Genomic DNA, 25,505 nt, shown 5'->3' with positions numbered 1-25,505 from the left:
CTTCTGACCAGACTTCTCAGAAGACTTGCCCTTCGGCGACTCAGCCTCTGACGCATCCTCCTTCGGCTGGTCAGACGGCCTATCCGAGGCAGACTCATCAGCTTCATCCGCGGGTTCATGGCTTGGACCAGCACTCGGTGATTCCGGTGCCGGTTCTGCCGGAGCATCACCAACCGGGCTCGCACCAACCGGCACAGCCAAACCGGCAGCAAGAGAAGTAACGGCAACCGCAGCGAACACAGAATGTGCGCAGCGCCTGAGCAAAGAATTAAACGGGGTCATAACAGGCAACAGTAGCCCCGCCCAACACCACACAAAGCCAAAATCAGACCCAATAACAGGCCTAAAATAAGACCTCTCACAAAAACAGCAAAGCGGGTGTTCAGTCACCTGAACACCCGCCCCGTGAACCTACAGCCCTAGTCCAATGGAACCGGCTGCACGCCATATGCGGCCAAACGGTCCCTGCCGCCGTCTGGGGCGGTCAGCACCCAAATTCCCCCGGAATGACGAGCAACCGTGTGCTCCCAGTGGGATGCACGGGAGCCATCCGCGGTCACAACAGTCCAGTCGTCATCAAGCGTTCGGCTTTCAGACCCGCCGGTGGTCAGCATCGGCTCAATGCAGATAGCCATGCCCGGTTTGATCTTCGGCCCGCGCTTTTTCACCGCATAGTTCAAGACTTCTGGTTCCATGTGCATCTGCGAACCGATGCCGTGTCCGGTGAAGTCTTCAATCAGTCCGCCGTGGAGCTCAGGTGCATTCTCCAACACCCACCCCTCGATGGCATCGCCGATTTCGCCAATGTGATCAGCCCGGGCAAAAGCGGCAATTCCGGCCCACATGGCCTCTTCTGTCGCATCTGACACCCGCAGGTCCTGCTCACGCGCAGCTTCACGCCCACCGACAAACACCGTGATGGCGGAATCACCGTGCCAGCTGTCGACAATCGCTCCGCCGTCGATCGAGACCATATCGCCCTCTTTGAGGACGGAGCCATCTGACGGAATGCCGTGCACAATGACGTCATTGACCGAAACACACAGAGTGGCCGGATAACCCATGTAGCCCAAGAAGTTCGACGTAGCGCCGTGCTCCTCGATCACCCGCGCGCCAGCTGCGTCAACGTCCTCCGTCGTCGCTCCGGGCACACAGGCGGCCGCAGCGGCTTCCAAAGCCGCCCGGGTGACCAGACCCGCACGGCGCATAGTGCGGATCTGGCCGTCCGTCTTCAGTTCGATCTTAGGACCGAACATCAGCCCTCAAGCGCTTTCATAATCCGTTCCGTAATCGCCTCGATCTCCCCCAAGCCGTCAACCTGGCGAAGCAGACCACGACGGCGGTAGATGTCTGTCAGCGGCTGAGTCTGCTCTTCGTAGACATCCATACGGTGACGGATGACGTCCTCGGTGTCGTCCGAACGGCCTTCGGTCTGCGCGCGAGCAAGCAGACGGCCGACAATCTCATCAGTGTCAGCGGTCAGTTCGACAACAGCGTCCAGGCTGTGACCGGAGGCTTCCAGCATGGAGTCAAGTTCATTCACCTGAGCTTCAGTGCGAGGGTAGCCGTCAAGCAGAAAACCGTCCTTTGCGTCATCCTGCTGCAAACGGTCGGCAACCATCGAATTGGTGACCTCGTCCGGCACGTACTCGCCGGCATCCATGTAGCGCTTCGCCTTCTTGCCCAGCTCGGTTTCGCCCTTAACATTCGCGCGGAAGATGTCTCCGGTCGAAATAGCGGGAATCGACAGTGCGGAGCTGAGCCTGGCTGCCTGGGTGCCCTTACCTGCGCCGGGAGGGCCGATGAGGATGATGCGCTTTGTCATGTGCGTCCTTCCGATGTGTTCCTAATCGAATGCTACCTAAGCGCACAGACCCGAACCCCAACAGCTGGGTCGGGATTCGGGTCTGTGCGCTGGATCAAAGGGCTGTGTGAGCTCAGCGGCAGATCAGCGCAGAAGGCCCTCGTAATGGCGCTGCTGCATCTGCGAATCAATCTGTTTGACCGTTTCAAGGCCGACACCCACAACAATGAGGATCGACGTGCCGCCGAACGGGAAGTCCTGATTGGCATCCACGAGCACCAGGGCGATCAGCGGGATCATGGCCACGAACGCCAGATAAAGCGAACCGGGAGTCGTGATGCGGTTGAGGACAAAGCGCAGGTAGTCCTCAGTGGGCTTGCCGGCGCGAATGCCCGGAACAAAACCGCCGTACTTCTTCATGTTGTCGGCGACTTCTTCAGGGTTGAAGGTGATCGCAACGTAGAAGAACGCGAAGAAAATAGTCAGACCGGCGTAGATGGCCATGTAGAGCGGGTGATCACCCCGGGCCAGGTAGGTGTGGATCCACTGCACCCAACCGGATTCAGGGTTGCCGAACTGAGAGATGAGCTGCGGCAGGTACAGAATCGAGCTTGCGAAGATGACCGGGATAACACCGGCCTGGTTGACCTTGATCGGAATGTAGGTCGAAGTGCCCCCAAACATACGGCGACCCACCATGCGCTTGGCATACTGCACCGGAATGCGACGCTGCGACTGCTCAACAAAGACAACCAGCGCCACAACCAGCAGACCGACCAAGCAGACAATCGCGAAGACGTCCGGGCCCTTCGACTTGAGGATCTCGCCGAATGCGGTCGGGAAGCCAGCAGCAACCGACGTGAAAATCAGCAGCGACATGCCGTTGCCCACGCCGCGCTCCGTAATCTGCTCACCCAGCCACATAATGAGGGCAGTGCCCGCCGTGAGGGTGAGAACGATGATCAGCTGCGCCCACCACTCATCGCGCACAATGATGTTTTCACAGCCTTCGACATTGCCGAACAGAGCACCGGTGCGCACAGTCGTCACCAGAGTCGTAGCGTTGAGAACAGCCAGACCAATAGTCATATAGCGGGTGTACTGCGTCAGCTTGGCCTGCCCGGAAGCACCCTCCTTGTGCAGCGCCTCAAAGCGCGGAATGACCACGCGCAGAAGCTGCGTGATAATCGAAGCGGTGATGTAGGGCATGATGCCCAGCGCGAAAATAGACAGCTTCAGCAGCGCACCGCCGGAGAACAGGTTGATCATGCCGAAGGCACCCGAATTCAGCTGCGGGTTCGAAACACACTGCTGAACGTTCGCATAGTCAATGCCCGGCGCAGGAATGAAGCTGCCCAAGCGGAAGAGCACAATAATGCCCAAAGTGAAGAGGAGTTTGTTCCTCAGATCCGGGGTCCGGAAGGCTCTACCGATAGCGCCGAACAAACGTCCTCCTGAGATCAAGAACCCGCACCCTGGACAAACTCAAGGCACGACAATTCCGCAGACAGATACCGCAGGTACTTTACTCCGCTCCAACAGGCCAAGCAAACCCGAATCTGACATACCAGGCGACCGGCACGTCGCCCAACGCCTCCCAAAACAAAAACAGAAGAGGCGGAGGTCAAGATGACCTCCGCCTCGTCAGCGAAATCAGACAGCCTAAGCTGCCGTCAATCAGGCTTCAGTTGCAGTGCCGCCGGCAGCCTTGATCTTTTCGATCGCGGAACCGGAGAACTTTTCAGCCGTGATGTTGATCTTCGCGGTGAGTTCACCCTCACCGAGAACCTTGACGGGCTGCTTGGCGCGGACAGCGCCCTTTTCCACCAGATCGGCAACCGTGATGTCGCCGCCTTCCGGGAACAGTGCCTGCAGCTTGTCCAGGTTGATGACCGCGTAGGTCACCTTGTTCGGGTTCTTGAAACCGCGCAGCTTGGGCAGACGCATGTGCAGCGGCGTCTGTCCGCCCTCGAAGCCGTGGGGAACCTGGTAGCGGGCCTTCGTGCCCTTGGTTCCGCGGCCTGCGGTCTTACCGCCCTTGCCTGCTTCACCACGACCGTAGCGGTGCTTGGCGGTCTTCTCGCCCTCAGCGGGGCGCAGGTGGTGAAGCTTGAGTGCACGTTCTTCAGCCATGTCAGTCCACCTCTTCGCACTTGACCAGGTGGCGAACAGCGTTCACCATACCGCGAACCTCGGGACGGTCCTCGCGAACCACCGAGTGGTTCAGACGCTTAAGACCGAGAGTGCGGATGGTTTCACGGTGCTGCGGCTTGCCACCGATCGTCGACTTGATCTGCGTAATCTTCAGCTTCTTAGCCATCAGGCGCTTGCCCCGCTTTCTGCTGCGCGCAGAAGAGCGTGCGGAGCAACTTCGTCAACCGGCAGGCCACGGCGAGCCGCGACTTCTTCCGGACGCTCCAAGCCCTTCAGCGCTGCAATGGTGGCGTGCACGATGTTGATCGCATTTGCCGAACCCAGCGACTTCGAAAGGATGTCGTGGATGCCAGCGCAGTCGAGGACGGCACGGACAGGACCACCGGCGATAACACCGGTACCGGCCGAAGCCGGACGGAGCAGGACAACGCCCGCGGCGTCTTCACCCTGCACCGGGTGCGGAATGGTCTTCTCGATGCGGGGGACGCGGAAGAAGTTCTTCTTCGCTTCCTCAACACCCTTGGCGATGGCCGCGGGAACTTCCTTGGCCTTGCCGTAGCCCATGCCGACCATGCCATCGCCATCGCCCACAACGACCAGGGCGGTGAAGGAGAAACGGCGTCCGCCCTTCACAACCTTGGACACGCGGTTGATGGTGACAACGTGCTCAATGAACTGGTTCTTGTCTTCGCGCTCACCGCGTCCACCGCGGCGACCGCCCTGGCCGCGACCGCGACCGCGACCGCGATCGGGGTTCTGCTGCTCAGTCTGGTTTGTCTTCTCTTCGTTGCTCACAGCGCCAGACCTCCTTCACGTGCGCCCTCTGCGATTGCGGCCACACGGCCGTGGTAGGCGTTGCCGCCGCGGTCGAACACAACAGCCTCAACACCGACGGCCTTCGCGCGTTCGGCGATGAGCTCACCGACCTTGCGTGCCTTTGCGGTCTTGTCGCCGTCGAACGAACGCAACTCGGCTTCCATAGTCGAGGCCGAAGCAACGGTATTGCCGGCTTCGTCGTCGATGACCTGGACGAACACGTGACGCGACGAGCGGGTCACCGAAAGACGCGGACGTTCGGGCGTGCCGTTGATGTGCTTGCGCAGACGGGCGTGGCGACGGTTGCGTGCAGCAGTCTTGGACTTGCCGCGGCTCTTCTTCAATCCGAAGGCCATGGTTACTTACCAGCCTTTCCAACCTTGCGGCGAACCTGTTCGCCTGCGTAGCGGACACCCTTGCCTTTGTAGGGTTCGGGCTTGCGAAGCTTGCGGATGTTCGCAGCGACTTCGCCGACAAGCTGCTTGTCGATTCCGCTGACGGTGAGTTTGTTGTTGCCCTCAACCGTGAAGGTGATTCCCTGCGGGGCGGCAACCGGGATCGAGTGCGAGTAGCCCAGCGACATTTCGATGTCGCTGCCCTTCGCCTGAACGCGGTAGCCGGTGCCGACGATCTCGAGCTTCTTTTCGTAGCCCTGGGTCACTCCGACGATCATGTTGTCGACCAGGGTGCGCGACAGACCGTGCAGGGCGCGAGATTCGCGCTCTTCGTTCGGACGCTCAAGGGTGATGACGCCGTCTTCGAGCTCAACCTTGATCGGTTCAGCAACCGTGTGGCTCAGTTCGCCCTTGGGGCCCTTCACGCTGACGGTCTGGCCGTCGATCTTGACCTCAACACCGCTGGGAACGGAGATGGGGCGCTTGCCGATACGTGACATTGTGCTCTCTCCTTCCCTTACCAGACGTAGGCGAGGACTTCCCCGCCCACACCCTTCTTAGCTGCCGTGCGGTCAGTCATCAGACCGGACGACGTGGACAGAATCGCGATGCCGAGACCGCCGAGAACCTTCGGCAGGTTGGTGCTCTTGGCGTAGACGCGAAGACCGGGCTTCGAGACGCGCTTGAGGCCGGCGATCGAACGTTCGCGGTTCGGGCCGAACTTCAGGTCCATCTCCAGAGTCTTGCCGACGCGGGCGTCTTCGACGCGGTAGTCGGCGATGTAGCCCTCGGCCTTGAGAATGTCGGCGATGTTCGCCTTCAGCTTGCTGTGGGGCATGCTGACATCCTCGTGGTACGCCGAGTTGGCGTTGCGCAGACGCGTAAGCATGTCTGCGACTGGGTCAGTCATAGTCATTGGGCTTTAGCCCTTCCTCGCTGCGGTTTCTGTGCCGTTTCCGATTGTGGATCGACACGGACCTTCAACGTAGTGGTTCAGTTTGCTTTAAAGGGGAAGCCCAGGTGCTTGATAAGCGCCCGGCCCTCTTCGTCGGTCTTGGCGGTAGTGACGATCGTGATGTCCATACCGCGAACGCGGTCGATGTTGTCCTGGTTGATTTCGTGGAACATCGACTGTTCGGTCAGGCCGAAGGTGTAGTTTCCGTTGCCGTCGAACTGGCGGTCCGAGAGTCCGCGGAAGTCGCGGATACGCGGCAGTGCCAGCGAAATGGTGCGGTCGAGGAACTCCCACATGCGCGCCCGGCGCAGCGTGACGTGAGCGCCGATCGGCTGGCCTTCGCGCAGCTTGAACTGTGCGATCGACTTGCGTGCGCGGGTGACAACCGGCTTCTGACCCGTGATGAGGGTCAGGTCGTTGATTGCGCCTTCGATGAGCTTCGAGTCGCGGGCGGCGTCACCGACACCCATGTTCACGACGACCTTTTCGATCGTGGGAACCTGCATGGGGTTCGCGTAGTTGAACTCCTCCTGCATCTTCGCGACGATCTCGTTGCGGTAGAACTCGCGCAGTCGAGGTGCAGGACGGCTGGTTGCTGTTGCTTCAGTCATCAGATGTCCTCTCCGGTACGACGCGAGTAGCGGACGCGGACGGTCTTGGTGCGGCCGTCGCGTTCAACCTTTTCCTCGCGGAATCCCACGCGGGTCGGCTTGTTGTCCTTGGGGTCAACGAGCATGACGTTCGAAACGTGAATCGGAGCTTCGTGAATCTCGATGCCTCCGGCAGTAGCGCCGGCTGCGGTCTGAGTGGCGCGCTTGTGCTTGGTGATGCGGTTGACGCCTTCGACCAGAACACGCTGGCGTTCGGGGTACACGGCCAGAACCTTGCCCTGCTTGCCGCGGTCGCCTCCGCGCTCCTGCTTTGCACCGGCGATCACCTGAACGGTGTCGCCCTTCTTGATGTGCAGCTTAGGTGCCGTCATTCTTACAACACCTCCGGTGCGAGCGAGATGATCTTCATGAACTTCTTTTCGCGCAGCTCACGGCCCACGGGGCCGAAGATGCGGGTGCCGCGCGGTTCACCGTCGGTCTTGAGGATGACGGCTGCGTTTTCGTCGAACGAAATGTACGAACCGTCGTTGCGACGCTGCGCCTTGCGGGTGCGCACAACAACGGCCTTGACGATGTCGCCCTTCTTGACGTTGCCGCCGGGGATTGCGTCCTTGACCGTAGCGACGATCGTGTCGCCGACGGACGCGTAGCGACGTCCTGAACCCCCGAGGATCCGGATGGCAAGGATCTCCTTGGCACCGGTGTTGTCAGCGACTTTCAGTCGCGACTCCTGCTGGATCAATGTCTTCTCCTGTCGTCTCGCTGGTTCTCTTTATGAGCCTTGCGGAACGGTTGTGTTTACAGTGCCCGTGTGCGGTTCCCCGGTAGCCGCCCCCAGGAGTGGGGGCGGGACCGGGGCGGACCGCAGCCGGTGGCCGCGAATTACTTGGCGCGCTCGATGATCTCTACGAGTCGCCAGCGCTTCGTTGCCGAGTACGGGCGGGTCTCAGCAACACGCACGAGGTCGCCAACACCAGCGGTGTTGTCTTCGTCGTGGGCCTTGAACTTGGTGGTCGTGCGCATGATCTTGCCGTACAGGCGGTGCTGCTTGCGGCGCTCGACCTCAACCACGATGGTCTTGTCCATTTTGTCAGACACAACGTAGCCGCGCGCGGTCTTACGGCTGCCGCGCTGGGTGGTTTCTGTCACTTCAGACATCACTTGCCCTCTTCCTTAGCGTCAGCCGGGTTGGTGCGGAGCAGAAGCTCGCGTTCGCGAAGCACGGTGTAGATGCGTGCAATGTCCTTCCGGACGGCCTTCACGCGACCGGGGTTGTCGAGCTGGCCGGTTGCGGCCTGGAAGCGCAGGTTGAACAGTTCAGCCTTTGCCTTCTTGAGCTCTTCGCCCAGACGTTCGTTGTTGTAGCCGTCGAGAACGTCCATGGTCAGATCCTTGGATCCTACTGCCACGTCATTCACCACCTTCACGAGAAACAATGCGGGCCTTCATCGGAAGCTTGTGGATTGCGAGCCGCAGAGCTTCGCGAGCCACTTGTTCCGAAACGCCGCCGAGCTCGAACATGATGCGTCCGGGCTTGACGGGTGCAACCCACCATTCGGGTGAGCCCTTACCGGAGCCCATGCGGGTCTCGGCAGGCTTCTTGGTAATGGGACGGTCCGGGAAGATGTTGATCCAGACCTTGCCGCCGCGTTTGATGTGGTGGGTCATGGCAATACGAGCAGCTTCGATCTGACGGTTGGTCACATAAGCGGCGTCGAGTGCCTGAATGCCCCATTCACCGAATGCCAGTTCGGTTCCGCCCTTGGCGTAGCCGTCGAGGCTGGGGTGGTGCGGCTTGCGGTACTTAACACGACGAGGGATCAGCACGTGTCAGCCCTCCGTTCCGGCTGCGGCTTCTTTCGAAGCTGCAGCATTGTCGTTCTTCTGCTGAGCTGCGCCCTGACCGCCGCGTCCGCGTCCACCGCGGCCGCGTCCGCGTCCACCGCGTCCGCCGCGCTGGTTGGTCTGTGCAGCTTCCTGAGCGGCAAGTTCCTTGTCAGTCATGTCGCCGCGGTAGACCCAGACCTTCACGCCGATCCGGCCGAAGGTGGTGTGCGCTTCGTAGAAGCCGTAGTCGATGTTCGCCCGCAGGGTGTGCAGAGGCACACGGCCTTCGCGGTAGAACTCCGAACGGCTCATTTCAGCGCCGCCGAGACGGCCGGAGCACTGCACGCGGATGCCCTTGGCACCTGCGCGCTGTGCGGACTGGATTGCCTTGCGCATAGCGCGGCGGAATGCCACGCGGCTGGCAAGCTGCTCTGCTACACCCTGGGCGACCAGCTGTGCATTGACCTCGGGGTTCTTGACTTCGAGGATGTTCAGCTGGATCTGCTTGCCGGTGAGCTTCTCAAGCTTGGAGCGCAGGCGGTCGGCTTCCGCACCCCGGCGGCCGATGACAATGCCGGGGCGCGCCGTGTGGATATCCACGCGAACACGGTCACGGGTGCGCTCGATGTTGATCTTTGCAAGGCCCGCGCGTTCGAGGTCGGTTTCGAGCATCTTGCGAATGCGGATGTCTTCGCCGACGTAGTCCTTGTAGCGCTGACCCTTAACGGTCGAGTCCGAGAACCACTTCGAACGGTGATCGGTGGTGATGCCCATCCGGAACCCGGTGGGGTTGATCTTCTGACCCATCAGGCGTTCTCCTTCCCATCAGCGTCCGAGCCGTCCGTGAGGACCACGGTGATGTGGCTGGTGCGCTTGTCGATGCGGTGTGCACGACCCTGGGCGCGAGGACGGAACCGCTTCATGGTCGGTCCTTCATCGACGTAGATCTCTGAGATCACGAGGTCGTCTTCATTGAATGCAACGCCGAGCTTGTCAGCTTCCTGACGGGCGTTGCTGATGCCCGATGCGACGAGTTTGTAGACAGGCTCAGATGCAGCCTGGGGAACAAACTTGAGCATCGCGAGAGCTTCGGTTGCCTGCTGACCACGAACGAGGTCAACGACACGCCGAGCCTTCATGGGCGTCACACGCAGAAAGCGTGCCTTCGCCTTGGCTTCCATCGTTTCCTTCTCTCCTTATAGGACGCGTAGGGGCGCGGCTCAGCCGCGGCGGCCCTTGCGGTCGTCCTTGTCGTGGCCGCGGAACGTCCGCGTCGGTGCGAATTCGCCGAGCTTGTGCCCGACCATTGATTCGGTGATGAACACCGGGACGTGCTTGCGTCCGTCGTGAACCGCGATGGTGTGTCCCAGGAAGTCCGGGATGATCATCGAGCGACGCGACCACGTCTTGATTACGTTGTTGGTGCCCTTTTCGTTCTGAGCGGCGACCTTCTGGAAAAGGTGCTCGTCTACGAAGGGGCCCTTCTTCAAGCTACGAGGCATTTTCTAGGCTCCCTATCAGCGCTTCTTGCCGGTGCGACGGCGGCGCACAATGTACTTGTCGCTTTCGCGGTTCGGACGGCGGGTGCGTCCTTCCGGCTGGCCCCAGGGGCTGACCGGGTGACGGCCACCCGAGGTGCGGCCTTCACCACCACCGTGCGGGTGGTCGATCGGGTTCATTGCAACACCGCGGACGGTGGGACGCACGCCCTTCCAGCGCATGCGGCCGGCCTTGCCCCAGCTGATGTTGGCCTGCTCGGCGTTGCCGACTTCGCCGACGGTCGCCCGGCAGCGAGCATCGACGTTGCGGATTTCACCCGAGGGCATGCGCAGCTGTGCGTAGCGGCCGAACTTAGCAACGAGCTGAGCCGACGTGCCGGCGCTGCGGCCGATCTTGGCTCCGCCGCCGGGGCGAAGTTCGATTGCGTGGATCACGGTGCCAACGGGGATGTTCTGCAGCGGCAGAGCATTGCCCGGCTTGATGTCAGCCTGTGCTCCGGCTTCGACGCGGTCGCCCTGCTTGAGCTTGTTCGGGGCGAGAATGTAGCGCTTCTCGCCGTCGACGTAGTGCAGCAGTGCAATGCGCGCGGTGCGGTTCGGGTCGTATTCGATGTGTGCGACCTTTGCCGGGACGCCGTCCTTGTCGTGACGACGGAAGTCGATCACGCGGTACTGGCGTTTGTGGCCACCGCCCTGGTGACGGGTGGTGACTCGGCCCTGGCTGTTACGGCCGCCCTTCTTCGGCAGCGGACGCAGAAGCGACTTCTCCGGCGTAGACCGGGTCACTTCGACGAAGTCCGCGACCGACGAGCCACGGCGGCCCGGGGTCGTGGGCTTGTACTTACGGATTCCCATGAGTCTTCAATTCCTTCTGAACTGGATCGCTTAGAGCGATCCGCCGAAAATGTCGATCGATCCTTCGCGAAGGGCGACGACGGCGCGCTTGGTGTTCTTGCGCTTGCCGTAACCGGTGCGGGTGCGCGTGCGCTTGCCCTCGCGGTTGAAGGTGTTGACCTTGTCGACCTTGACGCCGAAGATGCTTTCGATGGCGTACTTGATTTCGGTTTTGTTCGACCGCGGATCAACGAGGAAGGTGTACTTGCCTTCGTCCATGAGCCCGTAGGTCTTCTCCGAAACGACCGGCGCGATGATGATGTCGCGCGGGTCCTTGATGGTTACGCTGCTCACTTGGCTGCCTCCTCGTTCTTGCCGAGGTACGCCTTGAGCGCAGCCTCGGTGAAGATGATGTCGTCGGCCATCAGCACGTCGTAGGTGTTCAGCTGTCCCCAGTGCAGCGTGTGCACGTTCGGCAGGTTGCGAACCGACAGTTCGGTGACGCGGTCGTCGTCGGTGACGACGACGAGCTGGTTCTTGTTGCTCGAAAGCTTTTCGATTGCTGCGCGAGCAGCCTTGGTCGAAGGCGTGTCACCGTCGACGAGGGCAGTCACAGCGTGCACCTGGTCGAAGCGCGCCCGATCAGAAAGTGCGCCGCGCAGTGCTGCAGCCTTCATCTTCTTGGGGGTGCGCTGCGAGTAGTCGCGCGGAACCGGACCGTGGACGATGCCGCCGCCTGCGAACTGCGGAGCGCGGATCGAACCCTGGCGTGCGTTGCCGGTGCCCTTCTGGCGCCACGGCTTGCGGCCACCACCGCGGACTTCAGCGCGGGTCTTGGTTTTGTGCGTTCCCTGGCGAGCTGCGGCCAGCTGCGCAGTCACGACCTGGTGGATGAGCGCGACGTTCGTCGGCACATCGAAGATCGCGGCGGGCAGTTCAGCGGTTCCGGCCTTTTTGCCGGCTGCGTCGAGAACGTCGATTGACTTGGTTTCAGCCATCGGAGTCATGCTCCCTTCACTGCAGAGCGAACGAGGACGACAGCACCCTTGGCTCCCGGAACAGCACCCTTGAGCAGCAGAACGCTGTTTTCAGCGTCGACCGCGTGAATCGTGAGGTTCTGGGTGGTCTGCTTGACGTTGCCCATACGGCCGGCCATGCGCTGGCCCTTGAAGACGCGGCCGGGTGTGGCTGCGCCGCCGATGGAGCCGGGCTTGCGGTGGTTGCGGTGCTGACCGTGCGATGCGCCGACACCGGCAAAGCCGTGGCGCTTCATAACGCCTGCGTGGCCCTTGCCCTTGGTGTTGGCGGTCACGTCAACCTTGGTGCCGGCTTCGAAGACGTCAACGCCGAACTCCTGGCCGAGCGAGTATTCGCCGGCATCAGCCGTGCGAAGCTCAACGAGGTAGCGGCGAGGTGTGACGCCGGCCTTGTCGAAGTGACCGGCGGTCGGCTTGTTGACCTTGCGCGGGTCGATTTCGCCCGAGCCGATCTGGATTGCTGCGTAGCCGTCGGTTTCGACGTCGCGGATCTGGGTGACAACGTTGGTGTCAACGGCGACGGCGGTGACGGGAACGAGGTTGCCCTCTTCGTCCCACACCTGGGTCATGCCGAGCTTCTTGCCGAGCAGGCCCTTGAATGTGCGGGTGGTGGGAAGGGCCTTGGAACGGGTGTTAGCCATTGAAAGTCCCTCCCTTAGAGCTTGATCTCGATGTTGACGTCGTCGGCGAGGTCAAGGCGCATGAGCGAGTCAACTGCCTTGGGCGTCGGGTCGACGATGTCGATGAGCCGCTTGTGGGTGCGCATCTCAAAGTGCTCGCGGCTGTCTTTGTACTTGTGGGGCGACCGAATAACGCAGTACACGTTCTTTTCAGTCGGCAACGGCACGGGGCCCACAACCGTAGCGCCAGCGCGTGTGACAGTCTCCACGATCTTGCGTGCAGCGCTGTCGATCACAGCGTGGTCGTACGACTTGAGCCTGATGCGGATCTTCTGTCCGGCCATGGCGTCGTAACTCCATCCTTTGTTCTTCCTGGCCATCAACCGCCCGTCCTTGCGGATCTGGCGGTTTGCACCAGCTGTTCTTCCGACCCCCGCGGTCGGGCGTGTCGCAACAATCTTTTTAAAAAAAGCTGCCTGGGCAGTGCGACTCGCTGTCAGAGTTGTTTCGGTGAACCGAACCCGTAGCGGATTCACTTCCGATGTTTCCGGGCATCCGGCTGATGCCGAGCAGGGGTCTGCGCCCGAAAACGCAACCTTCACATCTTTGCACACCTAGCACACAAGCTCAAATCGGAGGCTGATGTTGTGCGTCACGGCGTTCCGCAGTTCCTTCGGCCGTCTCACCCTCTGCGCTGTTGGCAGTCGCTTCCTCGCCTATGCAGACAGCAAAGAGCCCCGCGGCCGAAACCACGGGGCTCTCTGTCAGGCTGTCAGAAGATCAGGCGTGGATCTTGGTGACACGGCCTGCGCCGACGGTGCGTCCACCTTCGCGGATAGCGAAGCGGAGGCCTTCTTCCATGGCGACCGGCTGGATGAGCTCGACCGACATTTCGGTGTCGTCGCCGGGCATAACCATCTCGGTGCCTTCAGGCAACGTGATGACGCCGGTGACGTCCGTGGTGCGGAAGTAGAACTGCGGACGGTAGTTCGAGTAGAAGGGGTTGTGACGGCCGCCTTCTTCCTTCGACAGGATGTAGACCTGTGCGTCGAACTTGGTGTGCGGCGTGATGCTGCCGGGCTTCACGATGACCTGACCGCGCTCAACGTCTTCGCGCTTGGTGCCGCGCAGAAGCAGACCGACGTTTTCACCTGCACGAGCGTCCGGCAGGGTCTTGCGGAACATTTCGATAGCGGTGACGGTGGTCTTCGAGGACTGCGGCTTGATGCCGACGATCTCGATTTCTTCGTTCGGCAGCAGGATGCCGCGCTCAACACGACCGGTGACGACGGTGCCGCGACCGGTAATGGTGAAGACGTCTTCCACGGGCATGAGGAAGTCCTTGTCGATGTCGCGCTCCGGTTCCGGAACGTTTTCGTCGACAGCTTCCATGAGGTCCTGGACCGACTTGACCCATTCCGGGTCGCCTTCGAGGGCCTTGAGAGCCGAAACGCGGATGACAGGTGCGTCGTCGCCGGGGAATTCCTGGTCAGACAGGAGTTCGCGGACTTCCATTTCGACGAGGTCGAAGAGGTCTTCGTCGTCGATCATGTCGGACTTGTTCAGAGCCACGACGATGTAGGGAACGCCGACCTGGCGAGCGAGCAGAACGTGCTCACGGGTCTGCGGCATCGGGCCGTCGGTTGCAGCGACAACCAGGATTGCGCCGTCCATCTGGGCGGCACCGGTGATCATGTTCTTGACGTAGTCAGCGTGACCGGGGGCGTCAACGTGAGCGTAGTGACGCTTTTCGGTCTCGTACTCAACGTGCGAAACGTTGATGGTAATACCACGTTCACGCTCTTCAGGAGCGTTGTCGACCTGGTCGAATGCACGTGCTTCGTTGAGGTCGGGGTACTGGTCTGCAAGGACCTTCGTGATTGCCGCGGTCAGAGTCGTCTTACCGTGGTCAACGTGACCAATGGTACCGATGTTGACGTGCGGCTTAGTCCTTTCGAAGCTAGCCTTTGCCACTGGGTTCCTCCTAGTGATTGGTGCGGCGCAAGCTTGTGAGCGCCGCGCCTTTTTACTTGTTGCGCTCGGCGGGACAGCGTGCAGCTGCCCCGCCGAGCAACGGGGAGATTATTCTCCGCCGCGGGTCTTTTGGATGATTTCGTCCGAAACGTTCTGCGGAACTTCGGCGTACGAGTGGAACTGCATGCCGTAGACGGCACGTCCCTGCGTCTTGGAGCGCAGGTCGCCGATGTAGCCGAACATTTCCGACAGCGGGACGAGTGCACGCACAACCTTAATGCCGGTGGCGTCTTCCATCGACTGCACCTGTCCGCGACGCGAGTTCAAGTCGCCGATGACGTCGCCCATGTACTCCTCCGGAGTGCGGACTTCGACATCCATGAGCGGTTCGAGCAGCACGGGGCGCGCCTTGGGAGCAGCCTCCTTGAATGCCATCGAACCGGCGAGCTTGAACGCCATTTCCGACGAGTCGACGTCGTGGTAAGCACCGTCGACCAGGGTGGCCTTGATGCCGACCATCGGGTAGCCGGCGAGAACACCGACCTGCATGGCATCCTGGATGCCCGCATCCACCGACGGAATGTATTCGCGGGGCACGCGGCCACCGGTGATCGCGTTGTCGAATTCGTAGATCTTGTCGCCTTCGACCTCCATCGGCTCGATGGTGATCTGAACCTTGGCGAACTGGCCCGAACCACCGGTCTGCTTCTTGTGCGTGTAGTCGTACTTTTCGACTGCCTTGCGAATGGTTTCGCGGTACGCAACCTGAGGCTTGCCGATGTTGGCTTCGACCTTGAATTCGCGCTTCATGCGGTCGACGAACACATCGAGGTGAAGTTCGCCCATGCCGCCGATTTCGGTCTGGCCGGTTTCTTCGTTGAGGTTGACCGTGAACGTCGGGTCTTCCTTGACGAGCTTCTGAATAGCCGAGGACAGCTTTTCCTGGTCGCCCTTCGTCTTCGGTTCGATAGAAACGAAGATGACGGGCTCGGGGAATGCCATCGACTCCAGAACAACCGGGTTGGACGGATCGGCGAGGGTGTCACCGGTAGTGGTGTCCTTCAGGCCGATGAAGGCATAGATGTGACCTGCAAATGCCTCTTCAACAGGGTTTTCCTTGTTGGAGTGCATCTGGAAGAGCTTGCCTACGCGCTCACGCTTGCCGGTGGTGGTATTCAGCAGCGTGTCACCGGACTTCACGTGACCGGAGTACACGCGAATGTAGGTGAGCGAACCGAAGAACGGGTGCGTTGCAACCTTGAAGGCCAGAGCCGAGAACGGTTCGTCCTTCGAGGGTTTGCGCACAACCTCTTCGTCCTCCTTGCCGTAGACGAGGCCGGTGACCGGCGGAACGTCAAGCGGCGAAGGCAGGTAGTCGATGACAGCGTCAAGGACCTTCTGCACACCCTTGTTCTTGAAAGCCGAACCGCACATGACGGGGAAGGCTTCTGAGGCAATCGTGAGCTGGCGGATGCCGGCCTTGATTTCGTCGATGGAGAGTTCGCCTTCTTCGAGGTACTTCTCCATGAGCTCTTCACTGGCTTCGGCAACGTCTTCGACCAGGGCTGCACGGTATTCTTCCGCGCGTTCCTGCAGGTCAGCAGGGATTTCGATTTCCTGCATGTCCTGGCCCATCTTGGTTTCGTCCGGCCAGACGTAGGCCTTCATTTCGAGGAGGTCGACAACGCCCTCGAAGTCGCTTTCAGCGCCGATGGGCAGCTGAATGACCAGCGGCTTAGCGCCGAGACGGTCCTTGATGGTGCCGACGGTGTAGTAGAAGTCAGCACCGAGCTTGTCCATCTTGTTGACAAAGCAGACGCGCGGGACGTCGTACTTGTCAGCCTGACGCCAAACGGTTTCGGACTGCGGCTCAACACCTTCCTTGCCGTCGAACACAGCGACAGCGCCGTCGAGAACGCGGAGCGAACGCTCCACTTCCACGGTGAAGTCGACGTGCCCGGGGGTGTCGATGATGTTGATCTGGTTGTCTTGCCAGTAGCAGGTCGTCGCGGCCGATGTAATCGTGATGCCGCGCTCCTGTTCCTGCTCCATCCAGTCCATGGTCGAAGCGCCGTCGTGGGTTTCGCCCAGCTTGTAGTTGACGCCGGTGTAGAACAGGATTCGTTCGGTGGTGGTTGTCTTACCGGCATCAATGTGAGCCATGATGCCGATGTTGCGGACCTTTTTAAGGTCAGTCAGCACTTCAAGTGCCACGGTGTCCCTCTCTCGTAAGAAGTACCTGGACAAGCAGCACCCGCCGAAACGGGCACCGCCTGATGATTACCAGCGGTAGTGAGCGAAGGCCTTGTTGGACTCAGCCATCTTGTGCATGTCCTCGCGGCGCTTCACAGCAGCACCAAGGCCGTTGGAAGCGTCGAGGATTTCGTTCATCAGACGCTCGGTCATCGTCTTTTCGCGACGCTGACGAGCAAACTGAACCAGCCAGCGCAGAGCCAGCGTGGTGGAACGGGCGGGGCGGACGTCAACCGGCACCTGGTAGGTGGCACCGCCGACGCGGCGGGAGCGGACCTCCAGCGACGGGCGAATGTTGTCGAGGGCCTTCTTCAGAAGGGTGAGAGCCTCGACGTTGGCCTTCTCCGAAGCGCTTTCGAGTGCGCCGTAGACGATGCGCTCAGCGGTGGAGCGCTTGCCGTCGAGGAGGACCTTGTTGATGAGCTGGGTGACCAGCGGTGAGTTGTAGACCGGGTCGATTGCGACCGGGCGCTTGGGTGCGGGGCCCTTACGCGGCATTACTTCTTCTCCTTCTTCGCTCCGTAGCGGCTGCGAGCCTGCTGACGGCCCTTGACGGGCTGAGTGTCGAGTGCACCGCGAACAATCTTGTAGCGGACACCGGGGAGGTCCTTCACACGGCCTCCGCGCACGAGCACGATGGAGTGCTCCTGGAGGTTGTGGCCTTCACCCGGGATGTAGGCGGTCACTTCGATCTGCGAAGAGAGCTTGACACGTGCGACCTTGCGCAGTGCCGAGTTGGGCTTCTTCGGCGTGGTCGTGTACACGCGAGTGCACACGCCGCGACGCTGCGGGCTGCCCTTAAGAGCAGGCGTAGCGTTCTTCGCCGGCTTGTCGTGCCGTCCCTTGCGGACGAGCTGCTGAATTGTAGGCACTTATCAGGTTCTCCGATGCTTCTCGTTATTCCTAATCTCCTGAGGATTCAGGAGCGTATCCTTCTGCGGCCGGGTGAAGCTGCGTGCCCGACTGCAGACGTGGCTTCCACCGCCGTTTCCAGTGCAGCCGCACTGTCTGTCGGTATATGGCGAAAAACCACCGGTGTTGATGTTTTCCGTGTGATGATGAAAACTTCACCGCCATAGGGCAACAACACCGCCTGCCGAAAAATCGCAGATACACCTAGGGTAACCCTCGGCGAGCCACTCGGTCAAAACACGGTTGGACGGTGCTTGACCTGGCGATTTCAGGCGTTCCAACTGTAACGCGCCGGCAGCCGTGTTCTGCAAGGAGTTTGCTTGAGGTTCGCTCATTCTCCGAAAACATTCCACGACGCACAGTCCGCCCAGCACTATTGTTGAAGAATGACTGATTACCGGCCCTCCGCCAGCGACGCCTTCGACCAGCACCAGCACCGCATTCGCGCCTCTGATCGCGACCGTGACGATGTCCTGCAGGTCATCTCCAACGCACACGTCGCGGGTCGGCTCTCACCAGAGGATCTAGACGAGCGCCAGAACGCCGTTCTGGCCTGCATCTACCTTCACGAACTGCTTCCGATCATTCACGACATTCCCGAAGGCCGCGAAATCGAGTCCCGAATCAGGGAGGAAACAAACGCCCCTAAGCCGGGCGGCACCTCGTCAGCCGTGCAGCCAAAGAACGCCGTCGTTCCCGCGCGACCCGGAGACGGGCCGACAGTGACAGACATTGCAGTTCTCGGCGGATCCTCCAAATCGATCGCTGCGAACACCCCGCAGGTGACATCCTTCGCGCTGATGGGCGGCAGCGACCTCTATTTGTCTGAAGTCTGCGGGCCGGGCGCAGAAATCACGATCTTCAGCATGAACACAATGGGCGGTTCAGACATATACGTGCCCGCCGGCGTGCGCATCATCGACCACTCGGTGAATATCCTTGGCGGCAACGACATCAAACCCAATGCCTTTGGCGACGGCTCAAACGGAACGCTCATCATCAAAGGCTTCAACCTCATGGGCGGAAACGACGTCCACCTGGACCCTGGAGTCCAGACCGGCGGCAGGTGACCGCTGGCCAGAACATACAGCGTTAGGTGAGCGGCACCTCGTAAGAACACCTCGTAGAAACAGGCCGCCCACACAACATCGAGCGGCCCGCACCCTGATGCCCGTATGACACACGACCTCCGCACACACGGACGAAAGGACCAATGTGAAGATCGGAATTCTGACCTCCGGCGGCGACTGCCCCGGCCTCAACGCCGTCATCCGCGGCGCCGTCCGCAAAGGCGTGCGACTTTCCGGTGATGAATTCGTCGGCATCCGCGACGGATGGCGGGGCCTGCTGGAAGGCGACCTGCATCCGCTGACCACCCACGATGTGCGCGGAATCAGCGGCCGCGGCGGGACTGTTCTCGGCACATCACGCACCCACCCCTACTCCGGAGGCGGACCGGATGCCATGCGGCAGGTGATGCGCGACAACGAGATCGACGGCGTCATCGCCATCGGCGGTGAAGGCACGCTCGCTGGGGCCGCGCGACTCGCTGACGACGAAGGACTGCCCGTAGTCGGCGTGCCCAAGACCATTGACAACGACCTCGGCAGCACCGACTACACGTTCGGATTCGACACGGCAGCGGCAATCGCCACACGCTCCATCGACGCACTGCGCACAACAGCAGAATCCCACCACCGGTGCATGGTTGTCGAAGTCATGGGCAGGCACGTCGGCTGGATCGCACTGCACGCCGGCATGGCCGCAGGAGCACAGGCCATCCTGCTGCCCGAATTCCCCGTGACCATGGAACGCGTCGCCGAGTGGGTTCAAAGCGCCCGCAACCGAGGCCGCGCCCCCATCGTCGTGGTTGCAGAAGGATTTGTGCCCGTCGGCGTTGACGCAGAAGAAGGGGTTGCCGGAATCGCCGCCGACGGGAGGCCGAGGCTCGGGGGAATCGGCGACTACGTCGCAGCCGAAGTCGAACGCATGACGGGCATCGAAACTCGCGCGACAATCCTCGGCCACCTGCAGCGCGGAGGGGTCCCCACCGCCTACGACCGCGTACTTGCCACACGTCTGGGCCTAGCCGCAGTCGACCTCGTCCACGACGCCAGCTGGGGCTACATGACCAGCCTCTCCGGCACAGACATCATCCGCGTCCCCATGGCCGATGCGGTTGAATCACTGAAAGCTGTCCCGAAGGAGCGCTGGGACGAGCTCGAAGCGCTGCTGGGGTAGGCGAAGCCTCGGCGGCTCGATGGTTCAGCCACAAGAAAACTCCCGTTAGCTGCAGGTCTGCGCCTTAGCAACAGCTGCTGACGGGAGTTTTTGCGGCTGAAGCGTGGGCGGCGGCTATGGGACGGCTCCCGAGGCGGAGGACCAAGGCGCGCTTAGCCGAGAGCACCCACTGCAGCCAGTCGTTCCCTCAGGCGGAGGGGGTTCTGCAGGTCGTGCCACATGATCCGCACCACCGTGTATCCGAGCACGTGCAGCCTGTGTTCACGCTGCTTTTCGAGCATGAACTGATCACCGCGCTCATTGATGCCGCCGACACCGGTGTCTCGGTACTTCACGGCCCCGTCGAACTCGATGATTATGCGCTTGTCAGGAATCAGGCCGTCAACGGGGCAACGAACTCACCGTTCTCATCGACAATGTTCGCCTGCTGGACCAATCCTTTGACGCCAAGGTTGCGCACCGTGACCATGCAGACACTTTCACCGTACGATTCAGCCAGCCCCGTCGAATACTCCATGAGTTTGACCACCCGCAGCGAGGCAGCGAACTTCACGTTGGCGTCGATGAGCTCGCGGGCAGAGTGTTTGTAGGCCGGTGCCTTATTCGGTTCCGAGCGCAGCAGAGCGTCGAACACGGCGACCGCGTGCTCAAGCGAATTGTCGTTCGCGATATCCAGCACCGTGCGCACCGAACTGGTGACAGCAACGCCATGCCACAGGGTGGTCTCTTCAGGTTGGCGAATCTGCCTCTGGCGCCGAATAAACCTTTCACCTGCCCGGGACCGTGACGGGTTGATGATCTGCACCTTGCTTGGAACGGTCAGCACGGGAAGCCCGTAGATCCGGGCGGCAGTTTCGTGGCTGAGAACATCGCGTTCACTCAGCCGTCGGCCGATGACTTCAGCTTTGCCGAGGTGCTTCTTCTCCTGCAGCTGGAACCATGCGCGCCCCTTCCCTGTTGAGGCGGCCTCCCCTATCAGGTGCAGAATCTCCGGTTCTGCGAAACGGTTGAACTGAGTGTGTTTGGCGCAGGTGCGATTGACGAAATAGCAGGACCGATACAGCCGTTCGAGGCAACAGCCGACGGCCCTTTCGACATCCCACTTTTCAGCGCCGAAAGCCTTTGCCTCTTGAAGCGAGAACACGTTGAACATATGCAACTGTCGTCGGAGAACTTATTGCTCCACAACCCCCAGTCCATATCTGTGGATAACCCTGTGGATTTTCTGGGCGATTGTGGATGAAGTGGCTTTTCCCAAAGGGCGAGGACGCCCTCGGCGCGTTTTTCGGCGCCCAGTTCGGCGACCCGGCAAACCCCCGAAGCCGTAAAACACCCCTTAGCAACAAGCAAACTCCCGTTAGCTGCGGATCTGCGCCTTAGCAACAACTGCTGACGGGAGTTTCTGTTGCTAAAGCGTGGGCCGCAGTTGTGGGGTCTGCGAGGTTGAGATCCGGTGCCGAGGTGGAGGGCTCGGTCCCAGCCGGGCGGCACCTCGCAGCGCACCTACCCACAGAACACAAGCGGCCCGGAGGGAAAATCCCTCCGGGCCGCTGTGCGCCGGGCTTGGGCTTGGCGGTCTACCCGCTCAGCAGCTTGCCCACGGGTGAGAGACAAGCGCCTCTCCCCCGCTTAGTCGCGCTGGTGATTCAGCTGCGCAGCCGAATCACACGCTTAGGCGAATCAGATGTCGCCGAAGCCGCCGAAGTCGTAGTCCTCGAGCGGAATGGTCGAGCCTTCGCCGGCGAATGCCGGGTAGAAGTCGCCGTAGGTGTTCGAGAACATTTCCTGCTTGGCTTCGTCAGTCGGTTCGACAACCAGGTTGCGGTAGCGGTGCATACCGGTACCGGCCGGGATGAGTTTACCGAGGATGACGTTCTCCTTCAGGCCCAGCAGCAGGTCGGACTTGCCTTCCATTGCCGCTTCGGTCAGGACGCGCGTGGTCTCCTGGAACGATGCGGCCGACAGCCACGATTCGGTGGCCAGCGATGCCTTCGTAATGCCCATGAGTTCGTCACGTGCGGAAGCCGGCTGGCCGCCTTCAGCGACGACGCGCTTGTTTTCGTCCTGGTAGCGGCCGCGGTCAACTAGTTCACCCGGCAACAGGTTGGTGTCACCGGATTCGATGACCGTCACGCGGCGAAGCATCTGACGCACGATGACTTCGATGTGCTTGTCGTGAATGCCGACACCCTGCGAACGGTAGACCTTCTGGACTTCGTCGACAAGGAACTTTTCGGCGTCGCGACGACCGCGGATGCGCAGCACCTGCTTGGGATCGATAGCACCTTCGACCAGCTGGGTTCCGGCTTCGATGTTCTGACCGTCTTCAACCAGAAGCTTTGCGCGGCGGCCGACTGCGTGCTCGATTTCGTCGGAGCCGTCCGCGGGGATCACGATGACGTAGCGCGTCTTGCGGCTGTCGTCGATCTTGACCTTGCCGGCGGCTTCCGAAATCGGCGCGTAGCCCTTGGGCGTCCGTGCTTCGAAGAGCTCGGTGACACGCGGCAGACCCTGCGTGATGTCACCGCCGCCTCCGGCAGCAACACCACCGGTGTGGAACGTGCGCATGGTCAGCTGCGTACCGGGTTCACCAATCGACTGTGCAGCCACGGTGCCGACTGCTTCGCCGATGTCGACAAGCTTGCCGGTTGCCATGGACCGGCCGTAGTGCTCAGCCGAGATCTGCGCGTCGGAGTCTGCGGTGAGGACCGACAGGACCTTGACTTCGCGGATACCGGCTGCGACCAGCTGGTCGAGCACATCGACCGAAATGTCGGTCTTGGCGGGCACCACGACGTTGCCGTCGGCGTCGGTGACGTCGACAGCGGTGAGGCGGCCCATAACCGAGGTTTCGGCCCATTCGTGCACGACAAGCTTGCCGTTGGCATCTTCCTGGGCGACGGGAAGCGTGATTCCGCGCTTCGAGTCGGTGGTTTCGGTACGGATGATCACATCCTGCGAAACATCCACCAGACGACGCGTGAGGTATCCGGAGTCTGCCGTACGCAGAGCGGTGTCTGCCAGGCCCTTACGAGCACCGTGCGATGCGATGAAGTACTCGAGGACGGACAGGCCTTCACGGTAGTTCGACTTGATCGGGCGCGGGATGATCTCACCCTTGGGGTTCGTCACCAGACCGCGCATAGCGGCAAGCTGGCGAACCTGCGTCCAGTTACCGGAAGCACCGGATTCGACCAGGCGCAGAATCGAGTTCTCCGACGTGAAGTTCTTCTGCATTGCCTCGGCGATCTTGTCGGTGGTGTCCGACCAGATCTTGACCAGTTCGGTACGGCGCTCGTCGTCGGTGAGCGCACCGAAGGCGTACTGTTCTTCTACCTTGTCGACGAGTTCTTCGGCTTCGTTGAGCGACTGTTCCTTGGATTCCGGGGACACGATGTCGCTCATTGCGACGGTCAGACCTGAGCGGGTTGCCTGGTAGAAGCCGGTTTCCTTGAAGTTGTCGAGCGCCTGGGCGACTTCTACACGCGGGTAGTTGTCTGCAAGGCGGTTGACGATCTTCGACAGCTGCTTTTTGCCGATGGTCTCGTTGACGTACGGGTAGTCCTCCGGCAGCGACCGGTTGAACAGCGCACGGCCCAGCGTGGTCTCCAGGACGAGGGTGTCGCCTGCTTCCCATCCTTCCGGCAGTTCCATCTTTCGATGGGGAACGATGTTGCTCAGGCGGATCTTCACCTTTGCGCCGAGGTCGAGTTCGCCGCGGTCGTAGGCCATGATGGCTTCGGCCACCGAACCGAATTCGCGGCCGATGCCGGGAACGTCTTCGCGTTCGGAGGTCAGGTGGAAGATGCCGATGATCATGTCCTGCGTGGGCATGGTCACGGGCTTGCCGTCCGAGGGCTTGAGGATGTTGTTTGCCGACAGCATCAGCAGGCGTGCTTCGGCCTGTGCTTCAGCTGACAGCGGCAGGTGGACTGCCATCTGGTCACCGTCGAAGTCGGCGTTGAAGGCGGTGCAGACCAGCGGGTGGATCTGAATTGCCTTGCCTTCGACCAGCTGCGGTTCGAAGGCCTGAATGCCCAGACGGTGCAGGGTGGGTGCGCGGTTGAGAAGGACGGGGTGCTCCTGAATGACTTCTTCGAGCACGTCCCACACCTGCGGGTGCTGACGTTCGACCATGCGCTTGGCGGACTTGATGTTCTGCGCGTGGTTGAGGTCAACCAGGCGCTTCATCACGAACGGCTTGAACAGTTCCAGCGCCATGGTCTTGGGCAGACCGCATTCGTGCAGCTTCAGCGTGGGGCCGACAACAATGACCGAACGGCCGGAGTAGTCGACGCGCTTGCCCAGAAGGTTCTGACGGAAACGTCCCTGCTTGCCCTTGAGCATGTCGGACAGAGACTTAAGCGGACGGTTGCCCGGTCCGGTGACGGGGCGGCCGCGGCGACCGTTGTCGAACAGCGAGTCAACAGCTTCCTGGAGCATCCGCTTTTCGTTGTTGACGATGATTTCGGGTGCACCGAGGTCAAGCAGGCGCTTGAGGCGGTTGTTGCGGTTGATGACACGACGGTAGAGGTCGTTGAGGTCGCTGGTTGCGAAGCGGCCACCGTCGAGCTGCACCATGGGGCGCAGTTCCGGCGGGATGACCGGGATCGCGTCGAGCACCATGCCCTCGGGCTTGTTGTCCGTGGTCATGAATGCGTTGACGACCTTGAGGCGCTTGAGCGCGCGGGTCTTGCGCTGGCCCTTGCCGGTGCGAATGAGTTCGCGCAGCATTTCGGCTTCGGATTCGAGGTCGAAGTCCTTGAGACGCTGCTGGATGGCAGCCGCCCCCATGGAGCCTTCGAAGTAGATGCCGAAGCGGGCGACCATGTCGCGGTACAGGCTTTCGTCGCCTTCGAGGTCTGCGACCTTGAGGTTCTTGAAGCGGTCCCACACCTGCTCCAGGCGGTCGAGCTGGCGTTCGGAGTTGCGGCGGATGTTGCCGAGCTCCTTATTGGCCTGCTTTTCGACCTTGCTCTTAGCCGCAGCGGTTGCACCGTCGGCTTCGAGTTCCTTGAGGTCGTCTTCGAGCTTCTTGGTGCGGCGATCGAGGTCCGCGCTCATGCGGTCTTCGATCTGCTTCTTCTCAATGTCCACCTGGTTCTGCAGGGTGGGCATGTCCCGGTGGCGCGAGTCTTCATCGACCGACGTGATCATGTAGGCCGCGAAGTAGATGACCTTTTCGAGGTCCTTCGGCGCCAGGTCCAGCAGGTAGCCCAGGCGGCTGGGCACACCCTTGAAGTACCAGATGTGGGTGACGGGCGCGGCGAGCTCAATGTGGCCCATGCGCTCACGGCGCACCTTGGCGCGGGTGACTTCCACACCGCAGCGCTCACAGATGATGCCCTTGAAGCGAACGCGCTTGTACTTACCGCAGGCGCATTCCCAGTCGCGGGTGGGACCGAAGATCCGCTCGCAGAACAGACCGTCCTTCTCTGGCTTAAGCGTGCGGTAGTTGATGGTTTCGGGCTTTTTGACTTCGCCGTGCGACCACTGGCGAACCTCATCAGCCGTGGCCAGGCCGATGCGCAGTTCATCAAAGAAATTAACGTCAGGCACGTAAATCCTCTTCC

Annotated in this window: 33 protein-coding genes; 2 read left to right on the top strand and 31 right to left on the bottom strand. The window is 61.2% G+C overall.

The window, feature by feature from the left end:
- The 28 genes from HMPREF2757_RS11985 to rpsL all read right to left on the bottom strand — a co-directional run.
- Window positions 1-240, bottom strand: a 240-nt coding sequence (locus HMPREF2757_RS11985) for a hypothetical protein (RefSeq protein WP_370919378.1), incomplete at its 3' end; no start/stop codon positions are given.
- Window positions 241-419: 179 nt separating this feature from the next.
- Complete coding sequence (gene map, locus HMPREF2757_RS03695; RefSeq protein ID WP_070573460.1) at window positions 420-1,256, bottom strand: type I methionyl aminopeptidase; 837 nt, start codon at window positions 1,254-1,256, stop codon at window positions 420-422.
- Complete coding sequence (locus HMPREF2757_RS03690; protein ID WP_070573458.1) at window positions 1,256-1,825, bottom strand: adenylate kinase; 570 nt, start codon at window positions 1,823-1,825, stop codon at window positions 1,256-1,258. Before HMPREF2757_RS03690 ends, map begins: the two co-directional genes overlap by 1 nt.
- Before the next feature lie 123 nt (window positions 1,826-1,948).
- Window positions 1,949-3,250, bottom strand: coding sequence for a preprotein translocase subunit SecY (gene secY / locus HMPREF2757_RS03685; protein WP_070573456.1), 1,302 nt, complete (start codon window positions 3,248-3,250; stop codon window positions 1,949-1,951).
- A gap of 231 nt (window positions 3,251-3,481) precedes the next feature.
- The gene (gene rplO / locus HMPREF2757_RS03680) at window positions 3,482-3,937 is read right to left on the bottom strand and encodes a 50S ribosomal protein L15 (RefSeq protein WP_070573454.1); all 456 of its coding nucleotides are present in this window, start codon (window positions 3,935-3,937) and stop codon (window positions 3,482-3,484) included.
- A gap of 1 nt (window position 3,938) precedes the next feature.
- A complete protein-coding gene (gene rpmD, locus HMPREF2757_RS03675; protein WP_070573452.1) occupies window positions 3,939-4,124 on the bottom strand; it encodes a 50S ribosomal protein L30 in 186 nt (61 codons plus the stop codon).
- On the bottom strand, window positions 4,124-4,753 hold the full coding sequence (gene rpsE, locus HMPREF2757_RS03670; protein ID WP_019174652.1) for a 30S ribosomal protein S5: 630 nt from the start codon (window positions 4,751-4,753) through the stop codon (window positions 4,124-4,126). Before rpsE ends, rpmD begins: the two co-directional genes overlap by 1 nt.
- Window positions 4,750-5,130 (bottom strand): 50S ribosomal protein L18, encoded by a 381-nt coding sequence (gene rplR / locus HMPREF2757_RS03665; RefSeq protein ID WP_070573450.1) that lies wholly within the window; start codon window positions 5,128-5,130, stop codon window positions 4,750-4,752. The genes rpsE and rplR overlap by 4 nt, the downstream gene beginning before the upstream one ends.
- A gap of 2 nt (window positions 5,131-5,132) precedes the next feature.
- A complete protein-coding gene (gene rplF, locus HMPREF2757_RS03660; protein WP_070573448.1) occupies window positions 5,133-5,669 on the bottom strand; it encodes a 50S ribosomal protein L6 in 537 nt (178 codons plus the stop codon).
- A gap of 17 nt (window positions 5,670-5,686) precedes the next feature.
- Window positions 5,687-6,085, bottom strand: coding sequence for a 30S ribosomal protein S8 (rpsH, locus tag HMPREF2757_RS03655; protein ID WP_070573446.1), 399 nt, complete (start codon window positions 6,083-6,085; stop codon window positions 5,687-5,689).
- Window positions 6,086-6,162: 77 nt separating this feature from the next.
- Window positions 6,163-6,735, bottom strand: coding sequence for a 50S ribosomal protein L5 (gene rplE, locus HMPREF2757_RS03650; RefSeq protein WP_070573443.1), 573 nt, complete (start codon window positions 6,733-6,735; stop codon window positions 6,163-6,165).
- A complete protein-coding gene (gene rplX / locus HMPREF2757_RS03645) occupies window positions 6,735-7,106 on the bottom strand; it encodes a 50S ribosomal protein L24 (protein ID WP_019174647.1) in 372 nt (123 codons plus the stop codon). The genes rplE and rplX overlap by 1 nt, the downstream gene beginning before the upstream one ends.
- Window positions 7,107-7,108: 2 nt before the next feature.
- Window positions 7,109-7,477 carry a 50S ribosomal protein L14 gene (rplN, locus tag HMPREF2757_RS03640; protein ID WP_019174646.1) on the bottom strand — a complete coding sequence of 123 codons (369 nt, stop codon included), beginning with the start codon at window positions 7,475-7,477 and terminating at the stop codon, window positions 7,109-7,111.
- Between the two features lie 140 nt (window positions 7,478-7,617).
- The gene (rpsQ, locus tag HMPREF2757_RS03635) at window positions 7,618-7,893 is read right to left on the bottom strand and encodes a 30S ribosomal protein S17 (protein ID WP_026022713.1); all 276 of its coding nucleotides are present in this window, start codon (window positions 7,891-7,893) and stop codon (window positions 7,618-7,620) included.
- On the bottom strand, window positions 7,893-8,144 hold the full coding sequence (rpmC, locus tag HMPREF2757_RS03630) for a 50S ribosomal protein L29 (RefSeq protein WP_070573441.1): 252 nt from the start codon (window positions 8,142-8,144) through the stop codon (window positions 7,893-7,895). The genes rpsQ and rpmC overlap by 1 nt, the downstream gene beginning before the upstream one ends.
- Window position 8,145: 1 nt before the next feature.
- Entirely contained in the window at window positions 8,146-8,562 is a 417-nt protein-coding gene (gene rplP / locus HMPREF2757_RS03625; RefSeq protein WP_070573439.1) for a 50S ribosomal protein L16, read from the bottom strand.
- 3 nt (window positions 8,563-8,565) lie between these two features.
- Entirely contained in the window at window positions 8,566-9,369 is an 804-nt protein-coding gene (rpsC, locus tag HMPREF2757_RS03620; protein WP_019174642.1) for a 30S ribosomal protein S3, read from the bottom strand.
- Complete coding sequence (gene rplV / locus HMPREF2757_RS03615; RefSeq protein ID WP_019174641.1) at window positions 9,369-9,743, bottom strand: 50S ribosomal protein L22; 375 nt, start codon at window positions 9,741-9,743, stop codon at window positions 9,369-9,371. The genes rpsC and rplV overlap by 1 nt, the downstream gene beginning before the upstream one ends.
- A 39-nt stretch (window positions 9,744-9,782) precedes the next feature.
- Window positions 9,783-10,064, bottom strand: a complete 282-nt coding sequence (gene rpsS, locus HMPREF2757_RS03610) for a 30S ribosomal protein S19 (protein WP_026022711.1) — start codon at window positions 10,062-10,064, stop codon at window positions 9,783-9,785.
- Between the two features lie 15 nt (window positions 10,065-10,079).
- The gene (gene rplB, locus HMPREF2757_RS03605; RefSeq protein ID WP_070573437.1) at window positions 10,080-10,916 is read right to left on the bottom strand and encodes a 50S ribosomal protein L2; all 837 of its coding nucleotides are present in this window, start codon (window positions 10,914-10,916) and stop codon (window positions 10,080-10,082) included.
- 30 nt (window positions 10,917-10,946) lie between these two features.
- Window positions 10,947-11,249 carry a 50S ribosomal protein L23 gene (gene rplW / locus HMPREF2757_RS03600; RefSeq protein WP_019174638.1) on the bottom strand — a complete coding sequence of 101 codons (303 nt, stop codon included), beginning with the start codon at window positions 11,247-11,249 and terminating at the stop codon, window positions 10,947-10,949.
- Window positions 11,246-11,893, bottom strand: a complete 648-nt coding sequence (gene rplD, locus HMPREF2757_RS03595; RefSeq protein ID WP_070573513.1) for a 50S ribosomal protein L4 — start codon at window positions 11,891-11,893, stop codon at window positions 11,246-11,248. The genes rplW and rplD overlap by 4 nt, the downstream gene beginning before the upstream one ends.
- 5 nt (window positions 11,894-11,898) lie before the next feature.
- Window positions 11,899-12,573, bottom strand: coding sequence for a 50S ribosomal protein L3 (gene rplC, locus HMPREF2757_RS03590; RefSeq protein WP_070573435.1), 675 nt, complete (start codon window positions 12,571-12,573; stop codon window positions 11,899-11,901).
- Window positions 12,574-12,587: 14 nt separating this feature from the next.
- Window positions 12,588-12,896 (bottom strand): 30S ribosomal protein S10, encoded by a 309-nt coding sequence (gene rpsJ / locus HMPREF2757_RS03585; RefSeq protein WP_019174635.1) that lies wholly within the window; start codon window positions 12,894-12,896, stop codon window positions 12,588-12,590.
- A 436-nt stretch (window positions 12,897-13,332) separates the two neighbouring features.
- On the bottom strand, window positions 13,333-14,526 hold the full coding sequence (tuf, locus tag HMPREF2757_RS03580) for an elongation factor Tu (RefSeq protein ID WP_070573433.1): 1,194 nt from the start codon (window positions 14,524-14,526) through the stop codon (window positions 13,333-13,335).
- Window positions 14,527-14,634: 108 nt separating this feature from the next.
- A complete protein-coding gene (gene fusA, locus HMPREF2757_RS03575; RefSeq protein WP_070573431.1) occupies window positions 14,635-16,740 on the bottom strand; it encodes an elongation factor G in 2,106 nt (701 codons plus the stop codon).
- Between the two features lie 66 nt (window positions 16,741-16,806).
- Complete coding sequence (rpsG, locus tag HMPREF2757_RS03570) at window positions 16,807-17,277, bottom strand: 30S ribosomal protein S7 (protein ID WP_019174632.1); 471 nt, start codon at window positions 17,275-17,277, stop codon at window positions 16,807-16,809.
- Window positions 17,277-17,651, bottom strand: coding sequence for a 30S ribosomal protein S12 (gene rpsL, locus HMPREF2757_RS03565; protein ID WP_019174631.1), 375 nt, complete (start codon window positions 17,649-17,651; stop codon window positions 17,277-17,279). The genes rpsG and rpsL overlap by 1 nt, the downstream gene beginning before the upstream one ends.
- 426 nt (window positions 17,652-18,077) lie before the next feature.
- On the opposite strand from rpsL, the gene HMPREF2757_RS03560 reads away from it, so the two are divergent.
- Complete coding sequence (locus tag HMPREF2757_RS03560; protein WP_070573429.1) at window positions 18,078-18,761, top strand: DUF1707 SHOCT-like domain-containing protein; 684 nt, start codon at window positions 18,078-18,080, stop codon at window positions 18,759-18,761.
- Between the two features lie 145 nt (window positions 18,762-18,906).
- Window positions 18,907-19,932 carry an ATP-dependent 6-phosphofructokinase gene (locus HMPREF2757_RS03555; protein WP_070573427.1) on the top strand — a complete coding sequence of 342 codons (1,026 nt, stop codon included), beginning with the start codon at window positions 18,907-18,909 and terminating at the stop codon, window positions 19,930-19,932.
- 152 nt (window positions 19,933-20,084) lie between these two features.
- Here HMPREF2757_RS03555 and HMPREF2757_RS03550 read toward each other — a convergent pair whose 3' ends face one another.
- The 3 genes from HMPREF2757_RS03550 to HMPREF2757_RS03540 all read right to left on the bottom strand — a co-directional run bounded on the left by HMPREF2757_RS03550 (window position 20,085) and on the right by HMPREF2757_RS03540 (window position 25,491).
- Window positions 20,085-20,267 (bottom strand): PDDEXK family nuclease, encoded by a 183-nt coding sequence (locus HMPREF2757_RS03550; protein ID WP_070573426.1) that lies wholly within the window; start codon window positions 20,265-20,267, stop codon window positions 20,085-20,087.
- A 38-nt stretch (window positions 20,268-20,305) separates the two neighbouring features.
- Window positions 20,306-21,085 (bottom strand): hypothetical protein, encoded by a 780-nt coding sequence (locus HMPREF2757_RS03545; RefSeq protein WP_070573424.1) that lies wholly within the window; start codon window positions 21,083-21,085, stop codon window positions 20,306-20,308.
- 527 nt (window positions 21,086-21,612) lie between these two features.
- Window positions 21,613-25,491 carry a DNA-directed RNA polymerase subunit beta' gene (locus HMPREF2757_RS03540; protein ID WP_070573422.1) on the bottom strand — a complete coding sequence of 1,293 codons (3,879 nt, stop codon included), beginning with the start codon at window positions 25,489-25,491 and terminating at the stop codon, window positions 21,613-21,615.
- Between the last annotated feature and the right edge of the window lie 14 nt (window positions 25,492-25,505).

This window comes from Brevibacterium sp. HMSC063G07 (assembly GCF_001810665.1).
In the GTDB taxonomy this organism is placed as follows: Bacteria; Actinomycetota; Actinomycetes; order Actinomycetales; family Brevibacteriaceae; genus Brevibacterium.
This window is presented reverse-complemented; position numbering and strand designations above follow the sequence as displayed.

Bases quoted from the DNA above. Each gene is read 5' to 3' on its own strand.
- map (WP_070573460.1), bottom strand. From the start codon at position 1,256: ATGTTCGGTCCTAAGATCGAACTGAAGACGGACGGCCAGATCCGCACT.
- rpsQ (WP_026022713.1), bottom strand. From the start codon at position 7,893: ATGTCTGAAGTGACAGAAACCACCCAGCGCGGCAGCCGTAAGACCGCG.
- rpsC (WP_019174642.1), bottom strand. From the start codon at position 9,369: ATGGGTCAGAAGATCAACCCCACCGGGTTCCGGATGGGCATCACCACC.
- rpsG (WP_019174632.1), bottom strand. From the start codon at position 17,277: ATGCCGCGTAAGGGCCCCGCACCCAAGCGCCCGGTCGCAATCGACCCG.
- rplC (WP_070573435.1), bottom strand. From the start codon at position 12,573: ATGGCTAACACCCGTTCCAAGGCCCTTCCCACCACCCGCACATTCAAG.
- HMPREF2757_RS03545 (WP_070573424.1), bottom strand. From the start codon at position 21,085: ATGTTCAACGTGTTCTCGCTTCAAGAGGCAAAGGCTTTCGGCGCTGAA.
- rplO (WP_070573454.1), bottom strand. From the start codon at position 3,937: ATGGCTGAAGAACGTGCACTCAAGCTTCACCACCTGCGCCCCGCTGAG.
- rplR (WP_070573450.1), bottom strand. From the start codon at position 5,130: ATGGCCTTCGGATTGAAGAAGAGCCGCGGCAAGTCCAAGACTGCTGCA.
- HMPREF2757_RS03560 (WP_070573429.1), top strand. From the start codon at position 18,078: ATGACTGATTACCGGCCCTCCGCCAGCGACGCCTTCGACCAGCACCAG.
- rpsH (WP_070573446.1), bottom strand. From the start codon at position 6,085: ATGACTATGACTGACCCAGTCGCAGACATGCTTACGCGTCTGCGCAAC.
- rplE (WP_070573443.1), bottom strand. From the start codon at position 6,735: ATGACTGAAGCAACAGCAACCAGCCGTCCTGCACCTCGACTGCGCGAG.
- rpsS (WP_026022711.1), bottom strand. From the start codon at position 10,064: ATGCCTCGTAGCTTGAAGAAGGGCCCCTTCGTAGACGAGCACCTTTTC.
- rplB (WP_070573437.1), bottom strand. From the start codon at position 10,916: ATGGGAATCCGTAAGTACAAGCCCACGACCCCGGGCCGCCGTGGCTCG.
- rplV (WP_019174641.1), bottom strand. From the start codon at position 9,743: ATGGAAGCCAAGGCGAAGGCACGCTTTCTGCGTGTGACGCCCATGAAG.
- rplF (WP_070573448.1), bottom strand. From the start codon at position 5,669: ATGTCACGTATCGGCAAGCGCCCCATCTCCGTTCCCAGCGGTGTTGAG.
- rpmD (WP_070573452.1), bottom strand. From the start codon at position 4,124: ATGGCTAAGAAGCTGAAGATTACGCAGATCAAGTCGACGATCGGTGGC.
- rplX (WP_019174647.1), bottom strand. From the start codon at position 7,106: ATGACGGCACCTAAGCTGCACATCAAGAAGGGCGACACCGTTCAGGTG.
- rpsJ (WP_019174635.1), bottom strand. From the start codon at position 12,896: ATGGCCGGACAGAAGATCCGCATCAGGCTCAAGTCGTACGACCACGCT.
- HMPREF2757_RS03690 (WP_070573458.1), bottom strand. From the start codon at position 1,825: ATGACAAAGCGCATCATCCTCATCGGCCCTCCCGGCGCAGGTAAGGGC.
- rplD (WP_070573513.1), bottom strand. From the start codon at position 11,893: ATGGCTGAAACCAAGTCAATCGACGTTCTCGACGCAGCCGGCAAAAAG.